This is a genomic window from Roseovarius sp. MBR-154 (genome assembly GCF_053628595.1).
In genome coordinates this window covers 1-19,443 of the sequence record NZ_JBRJGR010000033.1, presented here as the reverse complement: position 1 = coordinate 19,443, position 19,443 = coordinate 1, and the positions used below count along the sequence as shown (strand labels likewise).

20 protein-coding genes are annotated in these 19,443 nt (G+C 59.6%); all 20 read right to left on the bottom strand.

Going from position 1 to position 19,443, the window contains the following annotated elements; translation table 11 throughout:
* Positions 1-10 precede the first annotated feature (10 nt).
* The gene (locus tag ACSSV4_RS21595) at positions 11-1,201 is read right to left on the bottom strand and encodes a GIY-YIG nuclease family protein (RefSeq protein WP_114295062.1); all 1,191 of its coding nucleotides are present in this window, start codon (positions 1,199-1,201) and stop codon (positions 11-13) included.
* Positions 1,194-3,158, bottom strand: coding sequence for a pseudomurein-binding repeat-containing protein (locus ACSSV4_RS21590; protein WP_454277130.1), 1,965 nt, complete (start codon positions 3,156-3,158; stop codon positions 1,194-1,196). The genes ACSSV4_RS21595 and ACSSV4_RS21590 overlap by 8 nt, the downstream gene beginning before the upstream one ends.
* Before the next feature lie 259 nt (positions 3,159-3,417).
* Positions 3,418-4,872 (bottom strand): ATP-binding protein, encoded by a 1,455-nt coding sequence (locus tag ACSSV4_RS21585; RefSeq protein WP_454277129.1) that lies wholly within the window; start codon positions 4,870-4,872, stop codon positions 3,418-3,420.
* A 14-nt stretch (positions 4,873-4,886) separates the two neighbouring features.
* Positions 4,887-5,033, bottom strand: a complete 147-nt coding sequence (locus tag ACSSV4_RS21580; protein ID WP_454277128.1) for a hypothetical protein — start codon at positions 5,031-5,033, stop codon at positions 4,887-4,889.
* A gap of 2 nt (positions 5,034-5,035) precedes the next feature.
* A complete protein-coding gene (locus tag ACSSV4_RS21575) occupies positions 5,036-5,335 on the bottom strand; it encodes a CcdB family protein (protein ID WP_454277127.1) in 300 nt (99 codons plus the stop codon).
* On the bottom strand, positions 5,335-5,556 hold the full coding sequence (locus ACSSV4_RS21570; RefSeq protein ID WP_198134945.1) for a type II toxin-antitoxin system CcdA family antitoxin: 222 nt from the start codon (positions 5,554-5,556) through the stop codon (positions 5,335-5,337). The genes ACSSV4_RS21575 and ACSSV4_RS21570 overlap by 1 nt, the downstream gene beginning before the upstream one ends.
* A gap of 61 nt (positions 5,557-5,617) precedes the next feature.
* A complete protein-coding gene (locus tag ACSSV4_RS21565) occupies positions 5,618-8,356 on the bottom strand; it encodes a class I SAM-dependent DNA methyltransferase (protein ID WP_454277126.1) in 2,739 nt (912 codons plus the stop codon).
* On the bottom strand, positions 8,353-8,775 hold the full coding sequence (locus tag ACSSV4_RS21560; RefSeq protein WP_454277125.1) for a PIN domain-containing protein: 423 nt from the start codon (positions 8,773-8,775) through the stop codon (positions 8,353-8,355). Before ACSSV4_RS21560 ends, ACSSV4_RS21565 begins: the two co-directional genes overlap by 4 nt.
* Before the next feature lie 3 nt (positions 8,776-8,778).
* Positions 8,779-9,027: a FitA-like ribbon-helix-helix domain-containing protein gene (locus ACSSV4_RS21555; protein ID WP_454277124.1), complete on the bottom strand. Its 249-nt coding sequence runs from the start codon at positions 9,025-9,027 to the stop codon at positions 8,779-8,781.
* A gap of 126 nt (positions 9,028-9,153) precedes the next feature.
* Positions 9,154-10,164 (bottom strand): P-type DNA transfer ATPase VirB11, encoded by a 1,011-nt coding sequence (gene virB11, locus ACSSV4_RS21550; protein WP_454277123.1) that lies wholly within the window; start codon positions 10,162-10,164, stop codon positions 9,154-9,156.
* A complete protein-coding gene (locus tag ACSSV4_RS21545) occupies positions 10,164-11,621 on the bottom strand; it encodes a TrbI/VirB10 family protein (protein WP_416547802.1) in 1,458 nt (485 codons plus the stop codon). Before ACSSV4_RS21545 ends, virB11 begins: the two co-directional genes overlap by 1 nt.
* A gap of 2 nt (positions 11,622-11,623) precedes the next feature.
* Positions 11,624-12,355, bottom strand: a complete 732-nt coding sequence (locus ACSSV4_RS21540; protein WP_454277122.1) for a TrbG/VirB9 family P-type conjugative transfer protein — start codon at positions 12,353-12,355, stop codon at positions 11,624-11,626.
* A gap of 3 nt (positions 12,356-12,358) precedes the next feature.
* Positions 12,359-13,003: a virB8 family protein gene (locus ACSSV4_RS21535; RefSeq protein WP_454277121.1), complete on the bottom strand. Its 645-nt coding sequence runs from the start codon at positions 13,001-13,003 to the stop codon at positions 12,359-12,361.
* Between the two features lie 2 nt (positions 13,004-13,005).
* A complete protein-coding gene (locus tag ACSSV4_RS21530) occupies positions 13,006-14,007 on the bottom strand; it encodes a type IV secretion system protein (RefSeq protein ID WP_224557930.1) in 1,002 nt (333 codons plus the stop codon).
* Positions 14,007-14,495 (bottom strand): hypothetical protein, encoded by a 489-nt coding sequence (locus ACSSV4_RS21525; protein WP_454277120.1) that lies wholly within the window; start codon positions 14,493-14,495, stop codon positions 14,007-14,009. The genes ACSSV4_RS21530 and ACSSV4_RS21525 overlap by 1 nt, the downstream gene beginning before the upstream one ends.
* A 3-nt stretch (positions 14,496-14,498) precedes the next feature.
* Positions 14,499-15,308: a type IV secretion system protein gene (locus ACSSV4_RS21520; RefSeq protein ID WP_454277119.1), complete on the bottom strand. Its 810-nt coding sequence runs from the start codon at positions 15,306-15,308 to the stop codon at positions 14,499-14,501.
* Positions 15,298-16,386, bottom strand: a complete 1,089-nt coding sequence (locus tag ACSSV4_RS21515) for a lytic transglycosylase domain-containing protein (protein ID WP_454277118.1) — start codon at positions 16,384-16,386, stop codon at positions 15,298-15,300. Before ACSSV4_RS21515 ends, ACSSV4_RS21520 begins: the two co-directional genes overlap by 11 nt.
* Before the next feature lie 165 nt (positions 16,387-16,551).
* Positions 16,552-18,921 carry a VirB4 family type IV secretion system protein gene (locus ACSSV4_RS21510; RefSeq protein WP_454277117.1) on the bottom strand — a complete coding sequence of 790 codons (2,370 nt, stop codon included), beginning with the start codon at positions 18,919-18,921 and terminating at the stop codon, positions 16,552-16,554.
* The gene (locus ACSSV4_RS21505; RefSeq protein WP_454277116.1) at positions 18,911-19,186 is read right to left on the bottom strand and encodes a type IV secretion system protein VirB3; all 276 of its coding nucleotides are present in this window, start codon (positions 19,184-19,186) and stop codon (positions 18,911-18,913) included. Before ACSSV4_RS21505 ends, ACSSV4_RS21510 begins: the two co-directional genes overlap by 11 nt.
* A gap of 23 nt (positions 19,187-19,209) precedes the next feature.
* Positions 19,210-19,443 (bottom strand): TrbC/VirB2 family protein (locus tag ACSSV4_RS21500; protein ID WP_454277115.1); only part of this gene is annotated, 234 nt, incomplete at its 5' end.

Here is a 19,443-nt window from a genome sequence, read left to right as displayed (position 1 = left end):
CATGCGCCAGCTATGAGACAGATACCAATCGCGCCTGTTTCGGGTCATAGACATAGCCCGAAATCGTCCCGTCCTTGATCCGTTCAACTGCATCCTTTATCGCGAATATTGGCACGAGAAACCACTCTCTCGGAATCACGGGCCTACCAAAGCGATCCATGATCTCGATCTCGAGCCGCGCGGGCTCGAAGATGCGATGGATCAGGTTCTCCAGTTTTGTCCGATTGATGTTGTAGAGTTCATAAGTCGCAACCACCTCGACGTTCGCCATCAGAAACGTTGGTTGCAGATGTGCGCCAGCGATCCGCTTTTCAACGCTCATATTGGTGACGCCGATCTTGTGTACGAGTTCGCGATTTTCGGCCACAAGTGGATGATCGGATTTGCTGCGAAGCACATAAATGATCCCGCTCGCCTCATCACCGTCGAGTGTCTGATCGGAAAAAAGTGGCCCTGCCGATGGATCGGTGATCCGCCGTCCGGCGTCGTCCTTGTTCAACGCGCGCTGAAGCGAGCGCATCAGCATGTTGCTCTCGGTCCCGTTGTCGAAAATCACCCGCAGACGCGCATCCGTGCGACCTTGCTCGTTGGTGATGGTCTCGCCCTTGTCGGCGACATAGGCCTTTTGACCGCTGACAATGAAGAAGCGTCCCTTCTCGATCTCGGCTTTCATCTCGAACGGGCGAGTTTCGCGCAAGCCGCTATCCAGTTCTTTCTGGACCTGCTCGAACAAGGGTTTGAACGTCGCGAAATCCTTGCATTTCTCGCGGTTTGCGACTTCATCGGCGGCCTTTTTCTCGGCTGTTGACCGGACATGCTTCAATTCCGTGAGGGGTGATTTAGCAACTTCCACGCCCAGTTCGGCGAGGAGGGCATCGTCATCGAGGTCATCGGAGTCTGATGCTGAGGGCGCAGGGGTGTTTGCTAGGAGACCCTGCTCGTCGAGTGGGGCAAGGAGGTCGCGGCATTCCTGCAAGTCGCGGATCCGATCAAGACGCACGGCGTAGAGGCGTTCAAAGATATCACGATCCTCCCCGTGCTGGGGAGGCCGGCCATGCTCATCTGCAAATCGCAAGATTTCCTCAAAACCTGCGATGATGCGTTCTTCGCGTGGTGTGCGGCTGAGCTGCTTCTTGACCTCGACCTCGACGCCAAGCTCAGCAAGGAGGGCGTCGTCTTCGTCCGTGAAACCCTTAGCCATTGGCAGCCTCCTGCTTCATGCGCGCGAGATACGCCACGCCTTCGGCCATTTTCTTCTCCCACGGATCAGGCGATGTGATGGAAGGCAGACGGCCCCGCTCCTGCTTGAACTTGACGGCGCGTTTCGCCAGATCTCGCGCCTCGTCCGGTGACAGTTGCACCTTTTTCGCCGAGATGACGGCCTGGACCTGCCGAAGGCTTTCCTCGCTCATCGTCTTTGCCAGAATCGAGTAGGCTTCGCCGAACGGGTTGATGCGATCAATCAGATCGATGTCGAGTTCGCGCACGTCCATTGCGAATTTGCGCACCCCGTCGATCAAGGCGGTATTGCCGGTTGTTTCTGTGTCATCGCGGTTCGACAGCGCGATCTCTTTCGCCTTTTGGGTCAGGTTCAGCGCAGCAACTGCGTGTTGGCGCACCGCTTCCTGATCCTCTGCATCTAGCTCTGGGAACCTGGCACCGACAATCTTGCCCATGCGAACCTGCGTCAGTTCCTCCGGCACCAGCTCTTCGTCGAAGAGACCCCGTTCGATCGTAGTCTTGTCCTGAACGAAAGCTGTGATCACCTCATTGAGGTCCTCTTGGCAGATGCGCTTGGCTTCCTTGCTCTTGGGTTCGACCAGACCTTTGATTTCGATCTGGAACTGCCCGCTGGCCTCGCTGAAGCCAACGTTCTCTTTGTTGGGGTCATAGCCGCCCTCGCCGTAATCGAACCCTTCGACAGGGCCACTTTTCACGGTCTTGGGCGTGAAGTTGAAACGTGGGGCCAGCACCTGCTCCATCAGCAGGCTTGCAGCGATCGCCTTCAGTGTATCGTTGACTGCCTCGGTCACGGCTTCGGCCGCGGCGTCGGGCTCCGCGATAAGGTTGGTGAACCGCGCTCGGGTCTTGCCCTCGGCATCGCGGGTGGCGCGGCCGATGATCTGCACGATCTCCGTCAGGCTGGCGCGATAACCCACCGTCAGGGCGTGTTCGCACCAGATCCAATCGAACCCTTCTTTCGCCATACCCAGGGCGATGATGATGTCGACATGATCGCGGTTGTTCTTCTGCGTGGAGTCTTTCAGCGCGGCGGAAACCTTGTCACGCTTGGATGGCTCGTCGTCCACCAGATCGGCGATGCGTAAGACTCGCTCGTCGGGCGTCTTGACCAGCTGAAAGCCTGTGATGGGATCCGCTCCCTGCCAATCGCCCAGGGCGTCAATGATATGCTCGACCTCGCGATGCTTGTCCTTGGTGCTTTCGCGCGAGTTCACGTTCGGGATGTGAAGGATTGTCTTCTCGGTCGGATCCAAAACCTTGAGGATGTCGTCCGCATAGGACCCGGAATAGAAGAAATACCCGATGTCGAGCGTCTTGAGGTATTTGTAACCATTCAACTGCTGATAGTAGGTATAGGTAAAGGTATCGAACTTTGCCTCATCTTCGGGCGACAGAACGGCTTCGGCATCGCCGCGGAAATAGGACCCGGTCATCGCAACCAGATGCACCTTGTCGCGCGCGACCAGTGCGCCCAGATGCGTGCCCAGCTTGTTATCAGGGTTGGCAGAGACGTGGTGAAACTCGTCTACCGCGATGAGCCGATCATCAAACGCTTCAATCCCGAACTTGTCCACGGCGAACCGAAAGGTCGCGTGGGTGCAGACCAGAATCTTGTCGTCGCTCGCCAGAAACTTGCCGACAGCGCCGACCTTGCCGTCATCCCCGCCGGGAGCGTTGCATAGGTTCCATCGCGGTTGCACGGTCCAGTCTGCCCAGAAGCCGTACTTGCTCAGCGGCTCGTCGTTGAAGCTGGACCCGATGGACTTTTCCGGCACCACGACGATGGCCTGGCGCAGGCCCTGATTGTGCAGCTTGTCGAGCGCGATGAACATCAGCGCGCGGCTCTTGCCCGAGGCCGGGGGCGACTTGATCAGCAGGTATTGCTCGCCCCGCTTCTCATAGGCACCCTCTTGCATTTCGCGCATGCCAAGCTCGTTCGATTTGGTCGAGCTTCCATTGGCCGCGTAATTGACAGAGACGGAAGGAACCTGCTGTGTCATGATGTTTTCCTTCTGAGGGGCGCGGAATCATTCGCTTTGGGGCAGGCAATCAAAACCCGATCAAGTAGCGATACCGCACCCTGCCTATCGTAACAGTATGATTTATATGTATTTTCCAATTTACGCCCTCTAGCCCACATACGCACAATCAAAACCCGATCAAATGTTGTCCCTGTCACGCCCATGAGGGGACATATCCGGCCCGAGGGCGTTCAGCATCCGCAGGACGGATCAGATCAGCATCCAGCGTTGCGCGAATAACCCGCGATGCCTGCGCAGCGTTCTGGTCGTCGATGCCAAGCCGCTCCCGAAGTGTCGCGTTCGTCATCTTTTGACCGCCTACGTATTTGAGCGCGGCATGTTGGTAACACGCTCGCACGGCTTCTTCCGGTGTCATGTCCGCAAATCGGCGTGGTGCAAACAGAACCACGCGCACGGCGTCTCCCTCCATGCGGAAATCCGGTGGGGGCAACTGGTGCAGCTCAACCGCCGAGATCACCTTGTCGATGCCGGTGCCTTGTTCTTCGCAAAGTTTCATCCGCCGCATCAACGACGCAAGGGCTTCATTTCGGGAACGCGGCGGCGAGTCCAAAAACCGGTCGGGGCTAACCAAGGGGGCGCCCGGATTAGTGATTTCCATTCGATCATTGAACAACTCGATGAGTGGTCCTGCACCGGTGATTGTCATGTCTTGGTGGATCAATGCGTTGGCGATCAATTCGCGGATCGCGATCGACGGGTAAAGCGGTCGCTCCTCGCGGAACGCTTTACCAATCAGTTCGTTGCGGGGCAGAAGACCGTCGATATAGTCCACCAAACCCTGAAAACCCGCTGCATAGCCGCGCTGGCCATCCTGGCGGTGACTCACGTCATCTGCACGTCCGGTGCCAGCATAGGCCACGAAACGGACGCCTTTGCGCTCTACAGAGGGGCCGAAATCGGCAAGTTTCTTGGCATACAGGATTGCACCCAGATTGGTGATGTTCCAACGGTCGCTTACATCTTTCTGGATCAGGCGATCTGCCAATAGCCTGTCGAAGATCCCCTGCCTGTTATCCGGCAAGGGCTGGCCCGTAAGATCGAAGTAGTTGGCGTAATTCAGCCGCTCAAGAACGTCGTCGCCGGTTAGGAACTGCGCTGCGACCCCTGTCTCCCAAGCGTAGGGTTGCAACTTGGCCCAGAGGGCGCGCAGGCGTTCTGGATGGTCGGACAGGCGCGGCGTGGCGCTGCCGATGCGCAAATAGGCTGTGCGGTCAAATTCTACCGGGGCGGTTGCGGCGGCGGGGATAGTTAGCAGGATCAGGCGCCCCCCATCGTGATCGACTTCTTCGAACCGAAACTCGATGCTTGGCGACAGGTGGTTCGCAATCCACAATTCGAGCGGCTGCCCCTTCTCCTTCTTCACGGTCGGCTCGAAACTCGTGCCGACAACCGCATGATCACCGTCTCTCACCCCCCAGACCACATAGGCAAAGTGCTGATCGGCCAGCCGTGCGGCATTGGACAAGGCCGAGATCAGCTTGCCGATCAACGGCCCGTCAGCATTGTTTTCCTTGAACTCGATCCAGGTGGTTTCCGCTGGTTTGGCGCGCAGATCATCCACCAGCCTGCGGGTGCGTTCGGCGCTCATGACAGGGTCAAGGGTCATCGCGTGTTCACTTTCTGAGCCACCACGCCCGGGCAGAGTTTGTCATAGGCGCGTTCCTGCATCGCGCGCATGGCTAGCTCGTTCGACCTGGTCGAGCTGCCATTGGCGGCGTATTTGACAGAGACGGAAGGAACCTGAGCCATGATCAAAACCCGTGAAACAACATGTCGAGCGCGGACGTGATCGCGTCGAACCTTGCGGATAGATCCCCGACCGGGGCTTTAAGAATACTGGCCGGGACAGCGGCGATGTATTGCGTCATCATCAGATGCGTTGCCCCCTCGATCTCGAACACCGGGTTCAGACGGCTGGCGGCGATGGGGGCATTGCCTTGCGGCAAGAGCGGCACCACCGTGCGCACGTTCAGCCCTTCCAACAGGTCATTCTGCACATCCAGCAGATAGCCATCGCCCTCAGGGTTCGGGAACACGTCATATTGTGCCATCAGAACTGCCGGTAGCGTTCAAGCGGCAGCCCGTGCTTTTCCACCCAGTCATTCGAGCTTTGGATCGCGGCACGGTTTTCTTCCAGCCAGGCGGCGGCCTTGCGCGCACGCACGGCCTCGCGCAGGCTGGCCTCGAACGTGGCGGACAGGTTGATGTTCAGGCTGCGCGCCTCGTCCAGCAGGGCGGGGTCGATGGTCAGGTTGGTGGCGCGTTTGGTCATCTGTGCCTCCTGTGGGCGGATCATGCGCATGAATAGCACACACGGTCTTTTAGGGCAAAAGTTACGCACTCACCTTCGTCGTCATCCGCGTATACATCTCGAACAGCTTTTCCAGCCGTTCGGTGTCGTTTCGGAAGCGGCGGCCGATGTAGATGCGTTCCAGAACCTCGTCGTTGTGGTCATGCGCGGCGCGGAGGTTGGCGGGCATTTCTTCGGGGTCGTAGAGGTCGGCGATGGTGGCGGGGAAATGCGCCTCGCGGGCCAGAAGGATGCCTTCCGCCGCCGCTGTCAGGTCGGCGCGGTTCTTTTCGGTCAGTTTCGGGACGGGGAAGGTGTTCCATCCGAGGGTGTTGGAATAGCGGAAATCGGATTTCATCTTGCCACAGACCGTGGCAATCCAAGCCAAATGAAGGCGTGAAGCAATCAACGCCAAAGCCCAGAGTGGCGCATCATATAGCCCAAAAGCGTAATTGACGATCGCTTTTTCCGGTAGAAACCCCACTGGAAAATACTCACGATTCTCAGAACTCACGATCGGAAGAACCATAGCCTGCGAATATTTTGGAGACCTGATCTCCACAAAACGGTGAGGAGCACGTGCCCAATCTCGTGTAGCTTTCTTAGGGCTTTCCAGTCTGTTGGCTTTAACCAGTGAAAAACGCCGCAGAAGCTCAGGGCTCTTTTGAGCCTCCTCCAAATTCTTTTCTTCCACCCAAATGCAGTATCGCGCTTGAGACTTAATGAATTCTTGTCCACCAAACATCGGCCGAATGAACTTCTTTGCTATCGGATCGAGTTTATCAACGGAGTCTCTATCAAGAATCAAATGCCCACCATCTTTTGAGAAATTGCCCAAAAGCATTTCGGGGATATTGGAGATGGGTTTATTTCTTGAGTTTACAAAAACGGGCTGCCCTGGGGCAAGATATGGACTTATAGACTTCGTGCTCAGGGAAATCGTTTCCCCATTGCCGTCAGTTGTATACAGAACACGATCTTGTGGTGCATCCATAGAAATTCCAATGATTACGACGATCACTCCGGCGTTGTGGCTGGCCAAATTGCGCCACTTGAAAGAAGTGTGTGCGAAAGAGATCTCGTGCCCGTCTTCAAACAAAATCGGCCATAGGACAGGCACCTGCTGACCCTGAGTGATGGAATTTGTTGAAACAAACGCTGAGACACATTTTGTTTGCCTAGCGAAATCTGCCGCTTTCACGAACCAACCACAAACGTAGTCTAGCGACTTCCACTTAGCAGTCCGCCCAGACAGGAGGCGTTCCATATCTGATTTTTGTGAAGCGCTTTGCTTCTTGTCACCAACATAAGGCGGGTTGCCACAGATATAGGTCTCGCCCCCTTCATTCGCGAAGTCGATCTGCGCCTGATCCAGCGGCGACATGAACAGGTCATCGGCCTGAAACTTCACCCCCGTCCCCGTGGGCGGGCAGACCGACAGCCAGTCCAGCCGCAGGGCGTTGCCGCAGGTGATCCAGTTCTGCGCGTCCAGCGGCAGGAATTCGGCGAGCGCCTCTTTCTGGCCGCGATAGGTCACGTCGCACTGGTATTCCGCGATGATCAGCGCCAGCCGCGCGATCTCGGCCGAGAAGTCGCGCAGTTCGATCCCGCGATAGTTGGTCAGGGGAATGTCGGTGCGCCGCAGCGGCTCGCCCCGGCGCTTGTTGATCTCATACTCAAGGCTGCGCATTTCCTTGTAGGCGATGACAAGGAAGTTGCCCGACCCGCAGGCGGGATCGAAGACGCGGATCTTGGCCATGCGCGCGCGCAGATTGGCCAGCTTGCGCGCGTTGTCGCCCGCCGCCTCCAGCTCTGCGCGCAGGTCATCGAGGAAGAGCGGGTTCAGCACCTTCAGGATGTTTGGCACGGAGGTGTAGTGCATGCCAAGGACCGAGCGTTCCTCCTCATCCGCGACGGCCTGGATCATTGACCCGAAAATGTCGGGGTTGATCTGCGTCCAGTCGAGGCTGCCGATATGGGACAGGTAACGCTGCGCGATCTTGGAAAAGCGGGGCACATCGGTGCTGCCCGAGAAGAGCCCACCGTTCACGTAAGGAAAGGCATCGGCCCAACGGGGCAGCTTGGCCTCGGCGCGTTTCGGAATGGCGGTGTTCATCGCGCGGAAGATTTCGCCGATGACTTCGTGCGTGTTCGATCCATCGCGGTTGGCCATCTGGTCGATGGTGGCGGTGAACAGGTTGTCGCTGACGAAGATGTCGGTGTCTTCGGCAAAGAAGCAGAAGATCAGCCGCGCCATGAAATGGTTCATGTCATGGCGTTTTTCCGCGCTGCCCCAGTCGGGGTTGTCCTTGATCAGCTCGACATAGAGCCGGTTGAGGCGGCTGGTCGCCCGGATGTCAAATGCACTTTCGCGGATCTGCTTGACGGTGGAGATACCGGCGAGCGGCAGGAAAAAGCCGAAATGGTCGGGAAAATCTGTGTAGCGGCAGGCGATGGTTTCGCCGGTGGTGATGTCCTCGGCCTCGAGGTCGATGCCATCGGTGGCAAGGATGAACTTCGCCTTGGCGCGGGTGGTGGTTGGGCTGTCGCGAAGGGTGGTCAGGGTCGCCGCGATGTCGCCCGGCGCGCAGGTCGCAAGGTGGATGTTGTTGGTCTGCAGGACGCCGCCGAGGTCGGACTTGTTCGACGCGCCGGTGCGCAAGCGCTTGATGGTCGTGTCCTTGTTCCCGAAGGCCATGAGGAAGGCATAGGGGAACTCGGCCGCGTCAAAGGGCTGCTCGGCGAGTTCGGAAACGGCTTGTTCAATCTCAACGGCGTTCATGCGGCGGTCCAGGGGTTGATCAGGTCGATCTCGCAACCCTCGAAGTCAGGCGTATTGCGCGTGGCGACCGTGGCGCCGCAGGCGTGGGCAATGGATGCGATCTGGCAATCGGCCTGGGCGATCGGTCGCCCGGCGGCGCGACGTGCGGCTGCAATGGTGGCGAAGGACCGCGCCGCGTCGCTGTCGAAGGGCAGAATGCGCCCGGCCAGATCCTCGCGCAGGATGCGGTCCACAGCGTCAACCAGCGCGGTGCGGCGCTTGCCGTTCCCCATGATTGCGAGGCCGTAGCGCAGCTCCGCCTCCGATATCGAGGTCAGGTAGACGTTGAGCCCGTCCTGAGCCGACAGCCAGTGTTCGACCCTGGGCTCCGGGGCCGGGCGCAAAAGCTCGGAGATGACATTCGTGTCGAGGATGATCATGCGTCAGGCCTGGTCGAACATGGGCGGTTCGCGCATGGCTTCACGCTGCGGAAGGTCGAGATCAACGCCGCCCAGAGGCGCGACCCGCGCACGGATCGCCGCGGCAAGATCGTGGGAGGGCTTCGCTTCGCCGACGACGTGGCGCAAGATCTCGCGCGCCTCCTCTTCCATCGAACGGCCATGCTCGGCCGCGCGGATGCGAAGGCGGCGCTTCACGTCATCGTCAAGGTTCCGGATGGTAATGCTTGCCATGATATCCTCCTGAGAGGAGTGTAATCATCGAAATCAATGCAATCAAGCGCAAACGCGCTTATGTTGTAGCAAGACGGGATAGATTATCGTCCGAAAGTACTCAATGCGCACCCTTCCAAACATCCCTCAGCTGGTCACTTCTGATTTTAAGATACCAGGCACCCACACCTGTTCGACCCCACGTCTTCCGTCTTTCCGACCAAGCTGCACAACGACATCGATGCTGGAGGCGGCATAGCGCCTTACCTCCTCAAAACTCATATTGATGCCCACCGACATGACCATGAGGGCGAGGCGATCGAGCGCTTTCTGTGCGGTATCGGCATGAATTGTGGTGAAAGAGCCTGAATGGCCGGTGTTGATCGCGTCGAGGAAGGTCTTGCACTCATCGCCGCGCAATTCGCCAAGAATTATCCGGTCAGGACGCATGCGCAAAGAGGTCTCCAGCAATTTGGCCGCGGTGCGTTCACTTGAGGGGATACGGTCAGCCTTGAGCATCGCGCGATTGGGCTGTGGAGGAAAGAGCTCGAATGCGTCCTCGATGGTCACGATACGTTCCGTCTCGGTCACCAGCGCGAGAAGCGCCCGAGCAAAGGTCGTTTTGCCCGTGGACGTCCCGCCGCTGATCATGATGTTCAACCGCTCATCGATGCAGAGTTTCATGGCGGCTCGAATATCCCCCGCTTGGGTCAGTGCGATCACCCGTTCGGCTTTTGCCTGTCGTTCGGCGTCCAGGTCTATCAATGCACCGTGCAGCAGACCGATGTCGCCCAAGGTGAGTTGGTCTTCACTATAGCGGCGCAAAGTGATCGAGGGCCCGCCATCCACGACGGGCGGATAGACGACCTGTGCCCGGATCGGCTTGCCGTTCATCTCGATCTTGCCGGAGACGAGCGGCTTTTTCTCGCTGATCTGTCCGTGGGTGGCGCTGGCAATGGATGTTGCAAGGTCCCGAGCTTGGGAAGGGGAGAAAAACACACCTTCGAGGCCGACCATATGCTCAGCCCCCCGGGTTTCCACCCAGACCTTTCCATCGGGATTGACCGCTATTTCGACCACGCAGGGATCGGCGAGCGGTGCAGCCAGAGGTTTTAGATAAGTCGAAAGAAAACTGGCTTTTTCTGCCGCCGGGTTCATCAATAGAACTCGAGATCACGGTCGACGATCACACTTATCGCAGCACCTGGCTGGACCGAGATAACCGGAGGCAGGGTGGCATATTCGCCGATCACCGCATCGGTGGCCTGCGAAAAACTGCCCGCGACATCCTCGGCAATTTCTGATCCGGTCTCGGAGCTGGCCTCGGATGCGGCGATTGCCGGTCCTGCGCCGATGATCGAGAGCAATGCGGCTGTGCCAAAGCGCAGCCCAAAGCGGGAGTTCACGGAGCCCGTCACGCCCGAGCGGCCCTGATCGTCCGCGCCAAATGCGGCGAGCTGAACCGATTGCCCCTCGGGTGTGACGAGGCGTGACCAGCCAACCAGAATGCGGGCCTGACCCAAAGAGACATTCGAATTGTAGATCCCGAAGAGGCGGGAGCCTTCGGGAATGAGAACGCGGGACTGATCGAAACTCCAGACCGGGTAGTTCACGATGGCGGTAATCTGTCCGGGCAATGTGGATTCGATGGCGGTTTCCAGTGACGCTTGAATGAGCGTGCCCTGCAGCACCGTATTGGAAGGATTGGCGATAACCTCCGCTGTCGCGACTTGAACGGGCTGGGCACCGTCCAACACGAAGGCGCGCGCCGCTGCATCTCCGACCGCAGGTCCCCTCTCAGGGTCAGATGCCGGACTGCCCGTCTGGCCGCCCGCATCAAAGATCACCCCTTCGGACCGGATTTGTGTGTTGCGCAGCGCCGCCGCCTCGGCACGCCGACGGTCCAGTTCAGCCCGTCGCGCGGCTTCCTCGGCAGCGAGCTGATCCCGCTCGGTTTGCGCGCGTAGAGCGTCACTCATACCGTCATCGATCTGCTGTTGCAGGGCGTCGTTCTGGCGCTGCAGTCCGAGCATTTGCTCCATCAACTGCTCCATCCGGCCATCGGCAACACGCGCGCGTGCGGCAACCTCATCAGCGAGACGTTTTTGCGCTTCAAGATCGGCTTCTGCCAACCGGGTGTCCATCTCGCTTTGCATCTGGGCGATGAGCGCCGTGTTCTGTTCCTGGACCGAGCGCAGCGCTTCGGCCAGCTCGGCGGAATTGTCGGGGGCAGGGGCCTCGGCCAGTCTTGCCAGCTGGGCTTGTAGGGCGACCACGTCGCTCGCAAGCTTGGCGTTCTGTTCCTCGAGAGCTTGGCGCTGCGCCGCGAGTTCATCCTCGATTGGTCCGGGATCGAACCTCGGCTCCGATCTTTGTTCGGTCGGTTCAGCGTCGGCTGTCATGCGGCCAAACCCGTCGCCGTCGACCTGATCCTGAAAGTCGTCGGCTTTCGATGTTTCAACGGCAGAAGTGATGCCGCTGCCTTGCACAAGCGGGTAGGCAATGATGGCGGTCCCTGCCAGAAGCAATGCACCCAAACCAAGCCTGAGCCCGAGAGACGCGCGCCGCTTGGGCGCGAAGCTGTATTCCTTTTCCCCTGTTTTCTCGTTGCTCATGATCAGAACTCCCGTCCACGCAGGGCGGCCACGGCACCAGCCTCGGTCGTGAACCCACCAGTCTCACGGGTAATGCAGATATGATCGTCGCCCATGCGGATGGTGTAGGCGTCCCGCACGCCGGTGACCCGCACGACCGCACCTTGCGTTTGGCTGTTCTGGGTGATCTCGTAGCCTTGGGCGTTCAAGCCGAAGATCGAGGGCCGCACGCCGGGCCGGAATTCAAAGAAGGTCGAGCGCCCATCATTCCAGACCCTCACCGGGCGGATCGCACTACTGCCCGCGAACTGATAGCCGGTATCTCGGCCTCCAGCCGCAAGCTGGCGCCCGGCGGGTCGCTCGTCGGGAAAGTTTACGACGACCCGGAAAGACTGTGTCCGCGAGCGTCCCTCTGTCAGATAGAAGGCGACAGCGCGGCGGTTGGTAAAGATCGTCAGGTTTGTCGCGGCCCGTGCCTCGACAGGCTTGATCGAGATCGTATTGCGGTTTGACAGAACCTCCACTTCATAGGACGCGGAGTCACCGATCAGGACTTGATTGATCCGTTCGCCGGGACCGAGTTCGATTGACGTGTTTACTCGAAGGTGGGTGTCGATCCGGATCACATCCGTAGGGTTGAAGGTCACGTGGCGAACGCGGGCGTCCTGACCCATGGTGACCGGTGCGCGCTCGGCCCATGCGGGCGTTGCGAGCAATCCCCAGACCGTTGCGATGGCAAGAAGAAAGGATTTCATGAACTATTCTCGTGTCAGTGTTTCGGCATCGACCCGGTAAGCGGTCACCGAGAAGCCAAGGGGATTTTCCCAAACGCGTGTCAGGGAGCGTTCGCGGCGGGGGGCAAACTCAAACCCTACGGTGGCGATGAAAGTTTGCGTGACGGGGGTCTGGTTGGGTCGGGTGAGGCGTTTGTCGAACCGGATCTGAGCCACTTCGTCCTGCAGGAAGGTGATCGCCCGCACGCGGACATCGACCTGCGCATTCGCGCCGTAGCTGCGCGGTGGATAATTCTCCGACCCCGCGGTCCAGAGTTCTATCAGCGAGGCGCGGGCGGGCCCACTGGAGCGCCGCTGGACACTTTCGAGCCGTTCTTGAATGCCGTTCCTGAAATAGCTTTCGCGGTCGCTGATATAGCTAACAAGCAGGGATTCCTTGATCGCTTCCTGGTCAGTGATACCGGTTGGCTGAACCTGGTAGATGCGTTCTGCTGCACCCGACGTGCTGTCGACGAGGACCGTAAACACTTCGGTTTCGCGCAGGGGCAACATAACCGTAATGGTCAGGGCCAACAGCACGGATACGGCGCAGGAACAGCCCGCAACGATCCATGCGGCGCGCGCTGCCCGGCGCGGACCCATCACCAAATCGATATCGAAATCACTCATGACTATCCCTTCTTCATCTTTCCGGCGAGCTTGACCGCACCGCCCGCATAGCTCCCGGCACGGGCCGCGCTGGACGATCGGTCGGAGACGCCTTGTCCCTGAAGTCCTGCGTTGAAGCCCCGTCGCATGTCATCTCCGCCTCGGATCGCGGCACCGGTATTGCGCCACGCGTTCCCGGGCATCCGCGCGGCATTTGCACCGATCGAGGCGAGGCCGATGTTCGTGGCGGCAAGCCCTTGCGCGAAAGTTGGCACGAGCAACATCAGGCCGGCGCCGATCATCATCACCACGACGAACGAAATCGCGTCCCCGAGTGTTTCGACGCTGTCGAGGCTCCCCGGCGCGACGGCGTTGCCAGTGGCAATGGTAAATCCTGCCATGGCAGCCACGAAAAGCGGCACAAAGGAAAAACCGATGGCGAGTTTGACCCAGGCCTCGAACAGCGGCGCGGATTGTTTGAACAAGGTGCAGGCCACGGCCACAGGTGCGATAGCGATCAATACCGCCAACATGATCTTGGCAGCCGACAGAACGATGATGGTGATCGTCGCCATGGCGGCGGCCACAAGAAACATGACCACGCTGGTCATGGCACCGGCCAGCCAGCCGCCATTCTGGCTGATCGCCTGTCCGACATTCAGGGCTTGGGAGTAGAGATCGTCGATTCCATCATAAAGGTTCCCAACTGTGCCGCCTGACAGTGAGTTCAGTATCCCCGCGCCGAGCTCCGCCGGGGCGTTTGTCAAAGCGTCATAGGGGACAGAGAGGTTCGCGAAGGTCAGGAACACGTTCACCAACGCCAAACGCAGACCAAGGGCGACGATCGTTGCACGCGTAAGTTCAACGCTTTGGATCAGCAAATTAGCACCAACGAGGATCGTTACTAATACGGACGCTGCTCGCACCACGGGGCGCACAGCTGCAACGGTGTTGTCATAGGTATCAGCTGCGACACCTGCCACAGTCGCGTCGACCATGGTCAATACGTCCGCGATGATCGCCATTACGCGCCACAGCTTTCTTCGCGAAAGGTTGCATACCGTTGATCAATGGTATTCCAATCAGCGTTTCGATACCGGCGCATGGTATTGAAATCCGCCGCTGTGAGCGCATGCGCAGGCTTGTCGACCCGTTCTGTTGTGAACGCATCGAGCGACCCGAGATCATAGATGCAGCCGCAGAAGCCCTGCGACATTGCAAGCTCTCTCAGGTCGGTGCCGAAGCCCCATCGAACCGCTCCACGGAAAATCTCGTTGCCGAAAAAATCAGTGTCCGGATAGCTGAAGGTGCAGGTTTGCGGCTTCGGGAACATCAAGAGCCCTCTTGCCTGTACCTCGCGCATCAGATCGAGGAGGCGTTCTTCCTCCCCATTTTCGGTGGCAGTGACGACCTCCCCGAGCAACGTATCGTCGGGCAGGTCTTGCAAGTCTTCCGCCCAAGCACTGCCTGCTAGGGCGATGAAAACTGCAAGTGCTGCGAGTGATGTGTTCAAGGGTCAGTCCTCCGCGCCGGAAAAATCAAAAAAGGAGCGTGTGCGGGCCTGCTCGGCCGCGAAATCGATGCCGTTCTGACCCTGCGCCAAGCCTTGGGCGGCATTCAGGCGCCACATCTGGCCCAGCATGAAGTTCGTCTCAGCGGCCATCCGCGTGTTGAGATCGATCGATTCCTTAAACGTTTCCTGATCGCCAATCGCCTCCACCAGCCCATCGATACGCTCGATGCTCTGGGCGGCTTCCTCGTAGGAAATCTGGGCTTGCCCGATAACCATGGCATTGGCAGCCGCCAGATCGGCTATGGCAGCACCTTGCGGGGTCCCGGCGTTGTTCAGCTCGGTGAGTTTTTCCGAGGTGAACCCCGCACTGGCCATGGTCTCGCGCATGGCATCAGCGGCCCGGCGCTCTCCCATGGTGACGTCGCCATCGAGCAGATCATCCAGCAGGCTGTCAAAATCCCCGAGTGACAGGCTGTTCATGAAACCCGATAGATCGGTGATCTTCTGGGCGCGGGCACGCAGATCCTCCACGCCGTTGTAGAGGGCCGCGATCTCGTTCAGGCCGGTAATTGAGCCCAGGACGTCATCAAGCAGGCCCTGAATATCGGTGAGGCGCTCGATCTGGGTGCGCAATTCCTCGATTTGCTGGAGCTGGTTTTCCGCATCGCGCAGCGCGGCCTGCAGCTGCTCGATGTTCTGTGCGAGGTTTGATCCATCGATTACAGGAACACCCTGAGCGAAGGCTGGGGGCGGGTGTGCCGCCATGAGCGTGCCCGCGACAATGATTGCAGCAAGGCGGGTGTCAGCCCTCATCGGAATACCTCCAGAAAGTGGATTGCTCCAGGTGATCGGCGGCCTCGGTCAAACCTTGTGCCGCTTCGACTTTCACGTGGGCCGCGCGCAAACGCAGCGTCAGTGCCATAAGCCGCGCCCGTTCGGCCAGCATGTAGGTGGAGCGGTCCAGCGCTTCTTTTGCGTTCTCGGGCGGGTCTTCACGCAAAAGCGCCGCGATGCGGGTCATGGCCTGATCGATCTGGGTGCCCATGTAGGCGCCATAGCCGATTGAGGCATCCGCCCAGTTGCCCCAGGCGGCCGAGGCGCCATCGACGCCCGCCAGTGACCCCGTCATGTCGACGCCGGTGATGGTGCTTAGATAGTTGTTGTAATAGCCGTTGATGCGCCGAACGTAGGTCTGGGTTTCCTCGAAAGGAGGCACACCACCATACTCAAGGACACGCCCGGGGCCTGCATTATAGGCCGCCAGAGCATGGTCGATCCGACCGAAGCGGTTCAGTTGCGTGAGAATATAGCGTGCGCCACCGTCCAGATTTTCCCAAGGATCATGTGGGTTCACACCGAGATCCGCCGCTGTGCCCGGCATCAGCTGACAAAAACCGCGCGCACCAACGGGCGAGACGGCCGCATTGTTGAAGCGGCTTTCCTGCTTGATCAGGGATTGAAACAGGATCCGCCATGTCAGTGGCGTCAGCCCGGCGGCTGCAACAGCGGGATGCCCCTCATAGCGCCGTGCCACCGTGATGATCATGCGCTCCACGTCGCTTGGCTCACCGAAGAGGCGATCGGCATCAGGATGATCTTCCTGGGCTGGGTAAGTCTCTGCAGCGCTCGCCCAGCCGGGCCCACCAGCCTCGAACCCACTCAGGTCGGTGACACCGGTGGTTTCCTCAAGAAAACGCGCGTAAGCTTCAAGCTGCTCTTGGTAGATATCCGCTTGTTCCTGACGGGCGTCGCGCTTCTGGCCCTGCCGCAAGGCGTCGCGCGCAAGTTCCTCAACGCGAGACACGGCCCGGGCAAGATTGGAGCCATCGATCACGGGCACGCCCTGCGCGGCGGCAAGCGAGCCAAGACCCAAGGCCAACGGGATCGCCATTCTAGAAGCTCTGGAAATCACAATGCGCATTCCGTGAAACAAGGTCGGGGGCAGGGGCCGAGAACGCCATCGCGGGTCGCTCGAAACATGGCGAGCGCACGCCTGTTGATGCACCTTCGCAAGCGCTCAGGGCCGCCATGGCGACCAACAGAAAAAATCGTGCCTTCACATCATGTCCTTCCAGAAGTCTTCTTTCTTGCGCCAATCGGCAGGCGCTTTTTCCTCGCCGGTCTTGCCGCCACCAAGAACAGTGACCAGACCGCCAAGGCCTCCGAGATCGGTATTGACGAACACGCTGTCGGCGCCGGAGCGGATCAATGCCAGCCGCAACCCGGCTGTCGGGCTTGAGAGGAACTCCGCCTCGCGCGCGTTCAGGCGCAGGATGCCGTAATCCTCCGGATTTGCCCTTGGATTGGGAAACAGGATCTGGGTGGCCACACTTTCCGCGATGATCTGGCCAACCGAACTTTGGTCCAGATGGCCCGGTGTCTGGGTCAGCATCATCACCACGCAGTTGCGCTTGCGCATGGTAACCAGCCAGTCATGGAGGCGCGTGACGAAGATATCGTCAGCCAACATCTTCCAGGCCTCGTCGATCACGATGATTGTTGGTCTGCGATCCTCGATCACGCGCTCGATACGGCGGAAGAGATAGGCGAGCAGGGCGGAGCGTTCTGCGTCCTGATCGAGAAGTTCCGTCATGTCGAGACCAAGGACATCCTCGCCAATGGCAATCGACTGGGCGCTGGGCCTTGAGAAGAGCCATCCATACCGCCCGGTTTGCGTCCATTCCCGCACGCGGGACACCAGATCGCCGTCGTCATCGGTAGAGGCCACGAGACTCGCCAAGCCGTCGAATGTTCTGAGCTCCGGCTCCGCTGCAATGATCTGACGGACTGCCTCATTCAGTGCGACGGTCTGAACCGTCTCAAGCGGACGGTGGCGGGCCAGAATGTCGCCGAGCCAATCTGTCAGCCAGGCGGCCCCTCGCGCATCGGTCTCCGTGGTCATCGGATTGAAGCCAGTGGGCTCGCCCACCTTGATTTCACTATAGCTGCCACCCAGAGCGCGGATCGCCATCTCCAACCCCTGGTCCTTGTCGAAAACGATGACGCGCGCGCCCGCTCTGCGGGCCTGCGCCATGAGAAACGCCGTGCCGAGTGTCTTGCCGGACCCGGTGCGGCCCAGAACCAGCGTGTGCCCGACGCTTGGCTCATCGGTCCGGCGCCCGGCTTCGTGAAAGTTGAACCGGTAGAGGCTGGAGGTCACGGTCGGGAAGGCCGTGATCGTCTTGCCCCATGGGCTGGCCTCCGGCCCCCGCCCCGGCCTTGTCTTGTGAAACGCAGCGAGTTCCGCGAAATTCTGCGACGAAACGATCCCGTCACGGATCCGGTAGGCCCAGTTCCCGGGCACCTGCGCGAAATAGAGCGCCTTTGCAGCCCAGGATTCCCGGACCAGAACGGCACCGGTCTCTTGCCCCGCCCGCCAGATCTCGGAGGCTGCCTGTTCCAGTTCCTGGGCGCTGTCACAGAACACCTGCACGGAGGCATGATGTGTCCCAAACGTCGAGCGGCCGGATGCCACGGCGTCGGCGGCTTCGATCAACTGCTCAGTCAGGCTGACACCAGCATCCTCAGAAGCACCCCGCTGGCGAAAGGTACGTTGAATGCGCTCAACCATCTCATTGGCGCGCCGCGGCGTGAAGGAATTGGTGATCGTGATGTCATAGGGCAGTTCCAGCGCGTCAAGCATGGTTGGCCAGGTGCGGCTTGGATAGGATTTCATCCCGAAAATCGCGCCGTATCTTGAGCGTCCACCGCTTTCCAGCCGCATGGATTTGCCCTGAAAGCTGACGTCGAAATTGCTCATCGTGTCAGCCAACAGTTGCCCGGGGGCCGCGATGATCTTGCCGTAGCTTTGTCCGTGAACCGCGGCCAACAGCGCAAGCCAATCCCCGCTTGAGACCGTCAATCGTGCCACACCCGCGCCGGAATACATCGCCATGAGCAGCGTCATGGCCTCTTCCAGGGCAACAATTCGCGTAACGATGTCTTTCTGGAAATCGCGGCCGCCGCCAAGGGCGCCCAGAACTTTCGAGAAGGCCTGCGGCATCGACGGACGCATAAGCACCGTCAACATCAGAGTACGGGCTTTCAGATCGCGGGCGCGCAGGCTTCTCTGCCAGGCGGCGTCTACAGCAGTCGCGAAAGGCATGCCGTCTGGAGGGGCAAGGTCCAGGACGTCCGGGCGCGAGACCTTGTTGATGTGGAAACCAAAACGCTCCCCCAACTGCCCGACGATCCGGGCAAAGCCTTCGCTGATCTCATCGATCCGCGCGTCGTCGCTGGTGAAGCTGTCGATCCCGTCCAGCGTCACCGACGCCATCAGATCGCCCTGCCGTGTCAGGATGACATTGTCCCGCACCGCAGCGATATAGGGAAGATGGCGCCCAAGACGCTCGGCTTTCCAGGCCTTGTCCTCGAGCACGTCCCGAACAGCGCTGCTGGCACGAAACCCCCGAAACTCACGCGACATAGAGATCGCCCCCCTCATCTGATCGCGCGCTCGTTCGCGGGGTGCGCGACATCACGACGTTCAAAATCTGAAACAGATGTGGATTGCGGTCAGCGACCAGCCAAAGCGGCGGGTAGCCAACGATGAACACCAGGAGAAACCGCATGTCGTCAACCAGAATGAAAGGGATCACGGATGCGAAGACCAACGCCACGAAATATCCGATCGGCAGACCGAATATCCGTGGCGGCCTGGTCAGCCCCAGAAAGAGTGGTGTGTCGCGCATGTGGGTCTCTGCCGCAGATCAGATCAAGGAGCCGCAAAGCCGTCGATGATGGTCTCGGCCGAAAAGATCAGAACCACGCCGACAAAGACGGCAACGAAGATCGGCCAGTTCAGGCGCCCGAAAAACATCATGACACCGGAGCCCACGAGCGCGAGCACGCCGAGTGAGAACGGCGGTGCAAAATTAGACCACGGTAGCGCCGTCGTATTGGCGGTGCGGGCGGCGTAAAAGTCGTCCACTTTTTCCCTTCTTGCGGC

Coding starts and splice junctions, on each gene's coding strand:
- ACSSV4_RS21565 (WP_454277126.1), bottom strand. CDS start 8,356: ATGAACGCCGTTGAGATTGAACAAGCCGTTTCCGAACTCGCCGAGCAG.
- ACSSV4_RS21575 (WP_454277127.1), bottom strand. CDS start 5,335: ATGGCACAATATGACGTGTTCCCGAACCCTGAGGGCGATGGCTATCTG.
- virB11 (WP_454277123.1), bottom strand. CDS start 10,164: ATGAACCCGGCGGCAGAAAAAGCCAGTTTTCTTTCGACTTATCTAAAA.
- ACSSV4_RS21515 (WP_454277118.1), bottom strand. CDS start 16,386: ATGGCGATCCCGTTGGCCTTGGGTCTTGGCTCGCTTGCCGCCGCGCAG.
- ACSSV4_RS21545 (WP_416547802.1), bottom strand. CDS start 11,621: ATGAGCAACGAGAAAACAGGGGAAAAGGAATACAGCTTCGCGCCCAAG.
- ACSSV4_RS21540 (WP_454277122.1), bottom strand. CDS start 12,355: ATGAAATCCTTTCTTCTTGCCATCGCAACGGTCTGGGGATTGCTCGCA.
- ACSSV4_RS21555 (WP_454277124.1), bottom strand. CDS start 9,027: ATGGCAAGCATTACCATCCGGAACCTTGACGATGACGTGAAGCGCCGC.
- ACSSV4_RS21595 (WP_114295062.1), bottom strand. CDS start 1,201: ATGGCTAAGGGTTTCACGGACGAAGACGACGCCCTCCTTGCTGAGCTT.
- ACSSV4_RS21570 (WP_198134945.1), bottom strand. CDS start 5,556: ATGACCAAACGCGCCACCAACCTGACCATCGACCCCGCCCTGCTGGAC.
- ACSSV4_RS21535 (WP_454277121.1), bottom strand. CDS start 13,003: ATGAGTGATTTCGATATCGATTTGGTGATGGGTCCGCGCCGGGCAGCG.
- ACSSV4_RS21585 (WP_454277129.1), bottom strand. CDS start 4,872: ATGAGCGCCGAACGCACCCGCAGGCTGGTGGATGATCTGCGCGCCAAA.
- ACSSV4_RS21560 (WP_454277125.1), bottom strand. CDS start 8,775: ATGATCATCCTCGACACGAATGTCATCTCCGAGCTTTTGCGCCCGGCC.
- ACSSV4_RS21530 (WP_224557930.1), bottom strand. CDS start 14,007: ATGGCGATCATCGCGGACGTATTGACCATGGTCGACGCGACTGTGGCA.
- ACSSV4_RS21510 (WP_454277117.1), bottom strand. CDS start 18,921: ATGTCGCGTGAGTTTCGGGGGTTTCGTGCCAGCAGCGCTGTTCGGGAC.
- ACSSV4_RS21580 (WP_454277128.1), bottom strand. CDS start 5,033: ATGGCTCAGGTTCCTTCCGTCTCTGTCAAATACGCCGCCAATGGCAGC.
- ACSSV4_RS21520 (WP_454277119.1), bottom strand. CDS start 15,308: ATGAGGGCTGACACCCGCCTTGCTGCAATCATTGTCGCGGGCACGCTC.
- ACSSV4_RS21505 (WP_454277116.1), bottom strand. CDS start 19,186: ATGCGCGACACACCACTCTTTCTGGGGCTGACCAGGCCGCCACGGATA.
- ACSSV4_RS21590 (WP_454277130.1), bottom strand. CDS start 3,158: ATGCAAGAGGGTGCCTATGAGAAGCGGGGCGAGCAATACCTGCTGATC.